This is a genomic window from Photobacterium galatheae (assembly GCF_000695255.1).
In the GTDB taxonomy this organism is placed as follows: domain Bacteria; phylum Pseudomonadota; class Gammaproteobacteria; order Enterobacterales; family Vibrionaceae; genus Photobacterium; species Photobacterium galatheae.
In genome coordinates this window covers 32,918-44,554 of record NZ_JMIB01000017.1, presented here as the reverse complement: position 1 = coordinate 44,554, position 11,637 = coordinate 32,918, and the positions used below count along the sequence as shown (strand labels likewise).

The following is an 11,637-nucleotide window of genomic DNA, read 5'->3' as shown; positions in this document are numbered from 1 at the left end:
CAATCAACAAACAGTTATATCATTTGGGCAAGCGGGCCAGATGGCCCTACACTCGAAGGTATGAATTCCTGAGGGAGCGCGCAGAAAATGAAAGAAAGACGGCATTTTATCCGCATCGTCTATCAGGCACCGGCTCAGTTAAGCCAGTCTGGTGCGCAATGGTCGGCAACCCTGAAAGATATTTCTCTTCATGGCATCCTGCTTTCCTGTCCCGACGGCTGGCAACCCGGCGATGACCCGGAGTTCCAGGTCGATATTGTCCTGCCGGAAACTGATGTTCACCTGACAATGACCGCCGAGCTGGTGGCCTATGATCCTCAAAGTCTGCGCATGAAGATCGTCAATATCGACATCGACAGCATTTCGCACCTGCGCCGCCTGATTGAACTCAATATCGGCGATGATGCCCTGCTCCACCGCGAGCTGGAACACCTCGCCGATCTGGCCGAAGATGAGTAGCCGCTAACCGGCGACCCGTTCAAATGCACCAAGGGCTTCCTGCAAATCCTCGACGGGAATAATTTCGATGCCCGGCAGCGAACGGCTGGCATTGGCTTTCGGGATAATCGCCCGGGTAAAGCCCTGCTTCGCGGCTTCACGGATCCGCTCCACGCCATTGGCCGACGGTCGGATATCCCCGTTCAGGCCAATTTCCCCGAAGACCAGCACATCCTGCGGAATCGGCGCATTCTTGAAGCTGGAAAAAATCGCCAGCAGCACCGACAAATCCGCCGAGGTTTCTTCAATCCGGATCCCACCGACACAGTTGACGAAAATATCCATGTCCGACAGCATCACCCCGCCGTGACGAGCCAGCACCGCAATGGACATCGCCAGTCGGTTGGAGTCATAGCCGACACTCAGCCGTCGCGGCACTTCCGTCAGCGACTGGTTACACAGCGCCTGGATCTCCACCAGCAGCGGCCGGGTCCCTTCCCACAGCGTGGTACACACAGAACCAGCGTGGTTTTTATTCGAACGGCTGAGGAAGATGGCCGACGGGTTCTTCACCTGCTTCATCCCGGTTTCCGTCATGGCAAAGAAACAGGATTCTGAATCTGCCCCGAAGCGGTTTTTCGACGTTCGCAACACCCGGAATTTTTCATCCGAAGTCGATGACAGCGCAAACAGACCGTCCACAATATGGATCAACTGCATTGGACCGGCAACGTTCGAGTCTTTGTTGATATGGCCAACAATCATGAAGGTCACGCCTTCCGTCTTGGCAAATCGGGTCAGTGCCGCCGCAGACTCTTTCACCTGACTCGGACTACCCGCAGCGGATTCGTTATGGGCCACCGTCATGGTCTGAATCGAGTCGATAATCACGAATTCAGCTTTCTGCTCCTGAATATGGTGCAGGATCTGCTCGACCGAGGTCTCAGCGACCACCTGAATCTTGTCGATATTGGGAGTACTCAGCCGCTTGGCCCGCTGGGAAATCTGATGGATGGATTCCTCACCGGACACGTACAGCGCTTCACGCGCCCCAGCCACAGCACCAATACTTTGCAGCAGCAAAGTGGACTTCCCTGCGCCCGGATCACCACACAGCAGCAATACAGAGCCGGGCACAATCCCGCCGCCCAGCACGCGGTCTAATTCGGAGATCCCGGAGCTGAAACGCGGCAGATCCTTGCTTTCCACCTCAGATAGCTTTTGTACTTTGGTCGACGCACCGGCATAACTGCTGGCTGCGCCGCCCCCGACACTGCCCAGCGCAGATTTCGTCTTGGGAATCGTAAATTCAGTAATGGTGTTCCAGGCAGCACAGGCATTGCACTGCCCCTGCCAGCGTGGAAAATCAGCGCCGCATTCACTGCAGACGTAAGCTCTTTTGGTTTTCGCCATGGTAACCCTTCAGTGGCCTAAGCCCGTGATCTGCCTGCCGGATTTGCCTGGCCTCGTCTCAGCCAGCCTTGCAATCAGAGCAGGTGTAACAAAATGACGAATAAACAGCCAGGATATGCGCCAGGCCAGACTTTCCGTCCACAAGCTTATGACAATTTTCATTTTTACTGCACAATTGGAAATCATACCCGATAGAGACCGATTGCTAAAACCACTATGTTGCTGGATGAATACAAAGGACTGATTGAACAATTGCTGCCCGCTTATGACAGCGAGGATTTCAACGACTTGTTTCTGCACCTGACCGCAGATCTCAGTGGCCCGGCCCGCCTGCAGGTCAAAATGGAACTGAACCGGGTTATGGCCCCTTGCCGTCAGGCCGTTGATCTGCGTGGCAAAGTGAACGGTGAATGCCGTCCGTATGAACTGCACGGGATGACCCACTGGCTGGATGATGTGGCGATGAATCTGTACCGCCGACGCATCAAAGCCTATGGCGAGCAGTACCGGATCGGCCTGTATGAGTCGTTGATGAACACCCGCAATAACTTCCGGGTCATGCAGCAACAGCAACAACAGAAGCAACAGGATCCCCAGCCGGCAGAGAAGGAAGCGCCCGTCGCAGAAGAAACCTCGCCATTTTCAGCAGAACTGCTGCGTTTTGGCTACCACCTCAGCCGCAGTGAACAACGGGTCCAGCTCACCACCCCGGTTGTTCTGATGCTGCCTTATTCACAGGAAGTCAACGGCACCACAGCTGATATCTCCCCGTCGGGCGCGCGTTTTCGGGTTTCCTCGGCTTTCCGTTACTTTGAAGGACAAATGGTCACGGCCTACTTCCCCGACCTGGCCAAGCAGTTGAAAGACGATCGCCTGATGCAGGGGATCACTTACCGGGTACTGGGCGTCACCCCCCATGCAGACAATGACAGCTTCACCTGGCTGCGTCTGGTGCTGGTTGAGCCAAGCGAGGCCATCAAGGCCGCCATCGAAGCCCGTCTGAAAATGGCCTCAAACCGCTCACGTCGCAATTATGAAGATAAAATCATTCAGACCCGAACCCGGGGCTATGAGCACTGTTTTCTGAAACATACCAGCAGCATCCCGATGTTCTTCGCCGGCAATGAACTGAAATACTGCCTGCTGACCGAGCATAACCGCCATGTCTGGGAACACTGGCATGACGAACGCAATCAGTCGGTGATCAATCATCTGCTGTCTGAAGAGCGGATCAGCACACTGGGCCGAGAGGGGCTCAGCCAGTGCAGCACTCTGATCTACAGCTTTACCCATCAGCATGAAGAGAAAACCTATTTTTATTCGGCAGCCCTGCCGGAGATGGACGTTCAGGAGCGGCAACTGTTCTGGCATATTGGCGCAGCGCGGGAAAGCTGGCGGGTGATTCGGCTGACCCTGTACCCAATCAGTCAGGACGACCGGAACCAGCTACAGGAGATGGCTCCTGAGCTGCTGGAAACACTGTCGACCCTGACCCACATCGGGGTTTTACAGGATCTGACCAACCTTGCCGGACGACATGATTACCGCCTGACCGAAAAGCCGGCTTTGCCAAGCAAACACCTGCAGACGTTTCGTCACCCGCGTAATCCGGTTTCCAGTAGCCGGGCGATTTATTTCGACCCGAAACCACAGCGCAGCGAATCCCGCTTTCTGTTCAAAACGCCGGTCACCCTTCAGCTACAGGCTGAAGACGGCCAGGAAAGCATCGCACTCAGTGGTCACACCCTGGATATTTCCACGCGAGGGCTGAACCTGCGCCTTGCCGAACCCTTAGAAGCCAAACGCGGCGACCAAATCAAAGTGACCTTCGATGAGTTGCTGAAAATGGCTAAAGAAGCACCGCTGCGACGTATCCCTTATCAGGTTGTGCGTCTCAGCCCGGATCGGCGCAATGCTCAGTTCGAAGCCGGAAATGGGGATGATGCGACGCGCAGTGAACACTTCCTGCGCCGCCTGATCAAACACAATGAGGCGCGTCTGCCGGTCAGCGAAGAGATTATGCCCGCCGGTCCGCTGTTGCTGGCGATGCACCAGATGTTGTTAACCCGGCTGAACTGCCTGCCGTTTTTCTGTGAGAAAATCGACAATCAGGTCAAAGTCCGCGCGATGGGTGCGAACAAACCACTGCCGACACTGGGCAAGCTGTTACTTCAGTTCGGCGATGGGAAACGGCTCTCACTCGCGCCAATCTTCCAGAATCGGGTCAAACAACTGCTGAGCGAACCCATGCGTCCGATCGCCGTCAGCCAGCCTTATGTGCGTGAGCTGTATCTGGCGATCTTGCCTCAGTCCGGTGCCCAGCCCAAAGTGATCAGCAAACTCTTCGATGATTTCCCAACCGGAGAAAGCCGCCGCCGCTTTGCCCAACAGGCCCGCGAGCAAGGACACTTCATGGCAATACGAATCGCCGCAGTTCCAGTCATGGACCCGACCACAGCGCTGATCAGCCAGGAACTGGCCGAACTGTCCCGGGTTGCGATGCATCGGGCCAGAGGTCTGGAAATCGAGTTTACCTCACTGACAGGTTTCGGAGAGTTTTACGACATTACAGATGAGGTCTTACTGCGGCTGGGTCTGTGACCACGAACGTCCTTCCCGAGAACACAGGAAGGACGATATCACGGATATATCAAGCGAGATTGACTCACCAGCCGATTTTCTGAGGCCACAGAGAAGCGGAGAGCAAACAGAACACACCGCCTAAATCGGCATAGCGAACGGCAGCCGGTGCCGTAGCCAGAACTTTCGGCTTCGCATGATAAGCAACGCCCAATCCGGCTGCAGCCATCATCACCAAATCATTAGCGCCATCGCCAACCGCCACCGTATTGTGTGCCGCAATCCCGTATTCTTCCGCCAGCTCAAGCAAGATATCGGCTTTTGTCTGTGCATCGACAACTTTACCCAACACCTTACCCGTGAGCTTGCCATCCACAATTTCCAAGTGATTCGACTGGGTATAACTCAGCGCCAGCGTATCTTGCAGGTGATCCGAAAAATACGTAAAACCACCTGAAGCAATGGCCGTCTTCCAGCCATAATGATGCAGCGCTTCCACCAGCTCACGCATTTCCGGCATTAAAGGGAGCTGCTGGCAAACCTGTTCAAGAATCTTTGCATCGGCACCTTGCAGTGCTGCGACCCGCTGGCGCAAACTCTGTTCAAAATCCAGCTCTCCCTGCATGGCACGCTCAGTTACTTCGGCAACCTGCTCGCCGACCCCGGCCAGTTTGGCGATCTCGTCAATACATTCAATCTCAATCGCTGTTGAGTCCATATCAAACACAGCCAGCCCCGGTTGGGACAAATCCGGCAGTGACTGATACGGTGCGTAGTCGACCTCCTGTGCTTCCAGTGCAGCGATCAGCCGTTCACTCAAACGGTTTTCCAGCAGTAATACCTCGTAGTGGCCGACTTTCCAGGCCGCTATCACAGACAGCGATTCACCGCTTTGGGAGGCAATACGGCCAAGTCGTTCCGGGGTCAGAGATTGACGACTGTAGATGACAGTCGAGACGTTTTTCACATCCAGGTTGCTCCTGGCAACACTTTCGGGAAAGCGGGTATGCAGCGAAGTGTGTTTCTTAATGGTCAGCACGGTATCTCACATCCATGTAAAAACGATTTCATCTCCCTTCAAAGTACCCTATTGCAATTTGTCAGGGCAAGTCCCAATATTGTTCAGTTTGTTTCATGAAAGAAGTCTCCACTATGTTTAAGTTCAAAACTGTACGCATGCAGCGTATCTGGCAGTTTCTGGTCCTGGCCTTCAGCTTCGTTGGCCTGATCCTCATGCTGGAGTATGGCGCCCGGCTGAATCAGAACAACTTCGACATGCTGAGCGAGCAAACACACGCCCTGTCCCGCATGATTGCCCGTCAGGCGGCCAGCACGGCTTCCGAGGATATTCTCGACAAAGATCAGGATCGGCTGCAGGCGCTGGTCAACCGAATTTCCGATGAGCCTCTGATTCTGGATGCCAGCATCTACGATCTGGAAGGCTTGCCGCTGGCGCAAACTGAAGACGCTATGCCACTGGAGCAAATCTCCGGTCTGACGACGCCACTCTCAACCGCCAGTATTGGCCGCCAGCAACTCGTTCAGCCCGTGCTGACAGATGACGGTCAGATCGTCGGCTATCTGCGCCTGACACTGGAACACGGCAAACTGGTCCAACATGCTGCCGATCAGATTGAAAGTATGACCAATATTGTCCGGGGACTGGTGATCGCCGCACTCTTTATCGGTTTTGTGCTGGCTTATACCTTCGGCCGCCGCAAAGACGTCTGGCACTTCCCGTTCCTGTTGACGGCCAATGCGAAGGACTGAGTTGCGAAAGCAACGCAGTTGCGAAAGCAACGCAGTTGAAACGATATCATTGACCCATAAAACAACGAAATCGATCGTGGTTCCCGCGGGAACCTGTTAAAGCAGCGAAAAAAAAGACGACCGGTTGGTCGTCTTTTTTTCGCTGATTTGACTGGATTGGGACACAAGCCCCGTGCGCGTCCGCCCTTACCGGGCAGAAATCACAGGAAGCGGCTAGTCTTAAGCCTCTTTGTCACCCAGCAGCACAGATTCCAGTGCGATTTCCATCATCTCAAGGAAAGTCGTCTGGCGTTCCTCTGAGGTGGTCGCTTCACCACGCAGAATATGATCAGAAACAGTACAGATCGTCAGGGCTTTCGCACCGAACTCAGCAGCTACACCGTAAATTCCGGCCGCTTCCATTTCCACACCCAGAATGCCGTACTTATCCATCGTCTTGAAGAAGTCGAAATTCGGGTTATAGAACAGATCCGCAGAGAACAGGTTGCCGACTTTCACTTCGATCCCTTTGGCTTTCGCTGCTTCAACCGCATTCTGAACCATACCGTAATCTGCGATCGCCGCGAAATCGTGGCCACCGAAACGAATCCGGTTCACTTTGGAATCAGTTGATGCACCCATACCGATCACGACATCACGCAGATGAACATCATCACGAACCGCACCACAGCTGCCGACACGGATAATTTTCTTTACGCCATAGTCTTTCACCAGTTCCGTGGCGTAGATAGAACAGGACGGAATGCCCATACCATGCCCCATCACGGAGATTTTGCGGCCTTTGTAAGTCCCGGTAAAACCGTACATATTCCGGACATTACAAACTTCTTTGACATCTTCCAGGAAAGTGTCAGCAATGAATTTCGCACGCAGCGGGTCACCCGGCATCAGAACGACGTCTGCAAAATCACCCATTTCGGCATTAATATGTGGAGTAGCCATCTGTTCGCTCCTTTTTCTATGTTAAGTGCCTCACCCCATGCGGGGCGAGGCCAGTTGCGCATTCAGCGTCAGGTGTCACCGATCAGTTGCGCGGTGACAGAAAAGACTGACCATAGTCCATCGCCGAAATACCAAAGTAGCTCGCCAGACTCTGGCCGATATCGGCAAACGTCTCGCGGCGACCCAGAGAACCGGCTGGGATCTTCGGACCACTCACCAGCACAGGAATGTGCTCACGCGTGTGATCGGTGCCTGGCCAGGTTGGATCGCAGCCATGGTCGGCGGTAATGACCAGCACATCGTCTTCTTTCAGCTGAGACAACAGCTCAGGCAGACGACGGTCGAAGTATTCCAGCGCTGCGGCATAACCGGCGACGTCGCGACGGTGGCCGTAGGCAGAGTCGAAATCAACGAAGTTGGTGAAGACAATGGTGTTATCGACAGCGTTTTCCACTTGTGCCAGCGTGGCATCAAACAGTGCTTCCAGGCCGGTTGCCTTCACTTTCTGAGTGATACCGCAGTGTGCATAGATGTCAGCAATTTTACCCACAGACACCACTTCGCCCTGCTTCTCCTCAACCAGCTTTTGCAACACAGTCGCCGCTGGTGGCTCAATGGACAGATCTCGACGGTTACCGGTCCGCTCAAACTGACCTTTGCCCGCACCAATAAACGGACGAGCGATGACGCGGCCAATGTTGTAGTCTTCCAGCTCTTCGCGCACGATCTGACACAGTTCCAGCAGGTTATCCAGACCATAAGTCTCTTCATGACAGGCGATCTGGAACACCGAGTCTGCTGAAGTGTAGAAAATCGGCTTGCCGGATTTCATATGTTCTTCACCCAGATCATCCAGCACTTGCGTTCCGGATGCATGGCAATTACCCAGGTAACCCGGTAGCTGGGCACGCGCAACGATGCGGTCCAGCAGTTCCTGCGGGAAGCTGTTGCTGGTGTCGGTAAAGTAACCCCAGTCGAACAGGACAGGCACACCGGCGATTTCCCAGTGGCCGGACGGCGTGTCTTTTCCTGAGGAGATCTCAGCCGCATGACCGTACGCACCCGTGATTTCCGCCAGCGGGTCCAGACCCGCCGGGAATTCACCGCACGACTCTTCCGCCGCCTTCCCCAGACCCAGACGCGTCAGGTTCGGCAGATTCAGCGGACCACTGCGATCAGCATTGTCGGCACGGCCTTCCGCACAGGCTTTGGCGATATGACCCATAGTGTTTGAGCCGACATCACCAAATTTGTGCGCATCTTCGGTTGCGCCCAGACCAAACGAATCGAGTACCAGGATAATTGCTCTTTTCATCATTGCTCCAATTTAGACATCTTCAGCACGGATACGACGGTAGACCTCAGGGGTCGCCGCGGGTGCCTGTTCTGTAATTGTGATTGCCTGACGGACTGCATTCGCGGCTTCCTGCCACTGCGCTTCACTGCGTGCGTGAATCACGGCCAGCGGGGTCTGACTGTCTGCACGCTGGCCCAGACGGATCATGTCTGTCAGGCCCACAGCATAGTCAATGCTGTCGGTTGCCACTTTCCGGCCACCGCCCATGCTGACCACGGCCATGCCCAGTGCACGGGTATCCATCGCACCGGCAAAACCGCTTTGCTCAGCAAACACCGGCTTGACGATGTCTGCAGTCGCCAGGTAGTTGTTGTAGTTTTCAATAAAGTCGGCCGGGCCGCCCAGACCGTGAACCATCTTCCCAAAGCGCTCTGCCGCAGCACCGTTATCCAGTACCGCCTGCAGCTTCGCGCGGGCTTCACGGTCATCTTTGGCCAGACCGGCGTTCAATAGCATGTCGGCACACAGTGCCATCGTCACTTCATACAAACGCGGATTCCGGTATTCGCCGGTCAGGAACTGCACCGCTTCACGCACTTCCACTGCGTTTCCGGCACTGGAAGCCAGCACCTGATTCATGTCAGTCAAAAGGGCCGTCGTCTTGGTGCCGGCACCGTTCGCGACGGCAACAATCGACTTCGCCAGTTCTTCAGACGCTTCATAGGTCGGCATGAATGCACCGGAGCCGACTTTGACGTCCATGACCAGCGATTCCAGACCGGCAGCCAGTTTCTTCGACAGAATCGAGGCCGTGATCAGCGAAATGTTGTCGACAGTCGCCGTGATATCCCGGGTCGCGTAGACACGCTTGTCTGCGGGTGCCAGATCGCCGGTCTGACCGATAATCGCCACACCCGCATCTTTGGTCACCTGACCGAATACGTCGTTCGACGGCATAATGTTGTAGCCGGGAATAGATTCCAGCTTATCCAGCGTGCCGCCGGTATGGCCCAGACCACGACCGGAAATCATCGGCACGAAACCGCCACAGGCAGCCACCATTGGGCCAAGCATCAGTGAGGTCACGTCACCTACGCCACCGGTGGAATGTTTATCGACAATCGGGCCACCAAAATTCATGTGGTCCCAGTTCAGCACCATGCCAGAATCACGCATCGCACAGGTCAGTGCCACACGCTCGTCCATGGTCATGTCATTGAAGTACACCGCCATCGCAAACGCTGCGATTTGGCCTTCGGACACCGTGTCTTTGGCGATGCCCTGAATAAAGAAATTAATTTCGTCTCGGGTCAGCGCGATATTATCGCGTTTTTTGCGGATGATTTCCTGAGGTAAGTACATAAGATGCCTCGACGTGGCTAAGGAAAGGCAAAAACGCTGCAAAAGGGAACTAATAACCCGTCAGCAGTTCAGCCATCACGGCGCTGCCTATCCTTATATTTTTGGCTGTTCCTGTGGCAACCGGTGATTCAACCAGCCGCCACAGACCAGTATTCCCTATGGGGTGAAGTCGTCAGACTCAGTAACCGCCTTCAGCGGCTTTTTCACCTTCACCCAGTGTGTGCAGCAGGTTTGCCAGCAAGCTGGACGCACCAAAACGGTAGTGCGCGCTATCGGCCCAGTCTGCACCCAGAATACGATCGGCCATGGCCAGGAACTGCGCCGCATCTTCAGCAGTTCGCACGCCACCCGCAGGCTTAAAGCCTACTTTGTCCTGCACACCCATGTCTTTGATCACGGTCAGCATAATCTCAGCCGCTTCCGGGGTGGCATTCACAGGCACTTTACCTGTTGAGGTTTTGATGAAATCAGCACCCGCCTTGATAGAGATTTCAGAAGCCAGGCGGATCAGCGCTGGATCTTTCAGTTCACCCGTTTCAATGATGACTTTCAGCAGAATGTCACCACAGGCTGCTTTACACTGTTTTACCAGCTCAAAGCCAATGTCTTCGTTACCGGCAATCAGAGCGCGATATGGGAAAACGACATCAACTTCATCGGCGCCGTAAGCGACCGCAGCTTTGGTTTCTGCAACCGCAATCTCGATGTCATCGTTGCCGTGCGGGAAGTTGGTGACAGTCGCAATGCGGACTTCCGGGGTGCCCTGCGCTCGCAGTTGCTTTTTCGCAACCGGAATAAAACGAGGATAAATGCAGATCGCCGCAGTATTGCCTACCGGCGTCTTTGCGTTCTTACACAACTCGATCACTTTCGCATCCGTATCGTCATCGTTCAGTGTGGTCAGATCCATCAGTTTTAACGCACGCAGTGCCGCTGTTTTTAAATCGCTCATGACTTTCTCCAGTCGAAATTGCTCTACCAAGTGTTCTGCTCCCCTGTCGCAGACCTGTCATCTTTACCGGTCATTGTAGCCACAGAGAAACAGAAGCGGACTTGATTCCGTGAAGACTCAGGTTTTCCTGATTGACATCCTTTTCACCGCGTAAGTAGGTTTCTGGACAGTTCCCGAACAGTTCCTGCACAGATCCTGAGCCGTAACCCCTTACCAGCCATTCAGTTCACACCCTGATTGACACAAAAATCATCAGGCTGCTTTCATGCAGAATCCATGATTCTGCAACCTTACGCTGTCATATTACCAAGCCAAATTCAGGCGAACCATCATTCAGACGTTTCCCAGCGTGGATAATGTGTTGACCCATTTACCCGATGACAAAGGGCATTCCCACAGACTGAAAGCCTGCGCACGCTCAGGAAAAGAACCGTTCAATGATCCACTGATACAGCTGACCGCCCACATAGACACCCACAATGCCCATGACGCCCGATAATACTGGCGGTGCCGGAATCGGCAGTTTCAGTGCTGAAAATAACAAACCAACGATGACACCAGCGAGTAAAGCGAAGACAACTTCATTCATGGCCTGCTCCTGTCTGGCGGCGGCCGTTGACACAACGACAGCCAGAAAACACTCACAGAGTGTAGACCGCAGGTACCAAAGTGTCCTTCTTCCCAAGCAACCTCAGGAGAAGTGCTTCGCTGGGGTATAGCATGCGCGTCAGGGCAAACGGAAAAAAGGTCACAGAACCGCTTTTTGCCATTTTTTACTGGAAAAGATTCAGATAGTTACTGAATTTGTTGGAAAGGCTGAAATCTGTCCTGCCTGTCTGGCAGACACATAAAAACGCCACAGCAAAATGCTGTGGCGTTTTTC

Annotated in this window: 10 protein-coding genes; 3 read left to right on the top strand and 7 right to left on the bottom strand. The window is 54.2% G+C overall.

Annotation, left to right across the window (positions count from 1 at the left end; genetic code table 11):
• The first annotated feature begins 87 nt into the window (after positions 1–87).
• Positions 88–459 carry a PilZ domain-containing protein gene (locus EA58_RS08580; protein ID WP_036751423.1) on the top strand — a complete coding sequence of 124 codons (372 nt, stop codon included), beginning with the start codon at positions 88–90 and terminating at the stop codon, positions 457–459.
• Between the two features lie 3 nt (positions 460–462).
• Here the strand turns inward: EA58_RS08580 and radA are convergent, their stop codons facing one another.
• On the bottom strand, positions 463–1,851 hold the full coding sequence (gene radA, locus EA58_RS08575) for a DNA repair protein RadA (protein ID WP_036751421.1): 1,389 nt from the start codon (positions 1,849–1,851) through the stop codon (positions 463–465).
• A 216-nt stretch (positions 1,852–2,067) separates the two neighbouring features.
• On the opposite strand from radA, the gene EA58_RS08570 reads away from it, so the two are divergent.
• A complete protein-coding gene (locus tag EA58_RS08570) occupies positions 2,068–4,452 on the top strand; it encodes a PilZ domain-containing protein (protein ID WP_036751419.1) in 2,385 nt (794 codons plus the stop codon).
• Positions 4,453–4,516: 64 nt separating this feature from the next.
• Here the strand turns inward: EA58_RS08570 and serB are convergent, their stop codons facing one another.
• Positions 4,517–5,470, bottom strand: a complete 954-nt coding sequence (gene serB, locus EA58_RS08565; RefSeq protein ID WP_036751417.1) for a phosphoserine phosphatase — start codon at positions 5,468–5,470, stop codon at positions 4,517–4,519.
• 113 nt (positions 5,471–5,583) lie between these two features.
• Here serB and EA58_RS08560 point away from each other — a divergent pair, with 113 nt between their 5' ends.
• Entirely contained in the window at positions 5,584–6,201 is a 618-nt protein-coding gene (locus EA58_RS08560) for a YtjB family periplasmic protein (RefSeq protein WP_036751415.1), read from the top strand.
• Between the two features lie 219 nt (positions 6,202–6,420).
• On the opposite strand, the gene deoD is transcribed toward EA58_RS08560, so the two are convergent.
• The 5 genes from deoD to EA58_RS08535 form a co-directional block, all read right to left on the bottom strand.
• Complete coding sequence (gene deoD / locus EA58_RS08555) at positions 6,421–7,143, bottom strand: purine-nucleoside phosphorylase (protein ID WP_036751413.1); 723 nt, start codon at positions 7,141–7,143, stop codon at positions 6,421–6,423.
• Between the two features lie 82 nt (positions 7,144–7,225).
• On the bottom strand, positions 7,226–8,458 hold the full coding sequence (locus EA58_RS08550) for a phosphopentomutase (protein ID WP_036751411.1): 1,233 nt from the start codon (positions 8,456–8,458) through the stop codon (positions 7,226–7,228).
• Positions 8,459–8,470: 12 nt separating this feature from the next.
• Entirely contained in the window at positions 8,471–9,802 is a 1,332-nt protein-coding gene (gene deoA, locus EA58_RS08545) for a thymidine phosphorylase (protein ID WP_036751409.1), read from the bottom strand.
• A 178-nt stretch (positions 9,803–9,980) separates the two neighbouring features.
• The gene (gene deoC / locus EA58_RS08540; RefSeq protein ID WP_036751407.1) at positions 9,981–10,754 is read right to left on the bottom strand and encodes a deoxyribose-phosphate aldolase; all 774 of its coding nucleotides are present in this window, start codon (positions 10,752–10,754) and stop codon (positions 9,981–9,983) included.
• A 418-nt stretch (positions 10,755–11,172) separates the two neighbouring features.
• Positions 11,173–11,343 carry a XapX domain-containing protein gene (locus tag EA58_RS08535; RefSeq protein WP_036751405.1) on the bottom strand — a complete coding sequence of 57 codons (171 nt, stop codon included), beginning with the start codon at positions 11,341–11,343 and terminating at the stop codon, positions 11,173–11,175.
• Between the last annotated feature and the right edge of the window lie 294 nt (positions 11,344–11,637).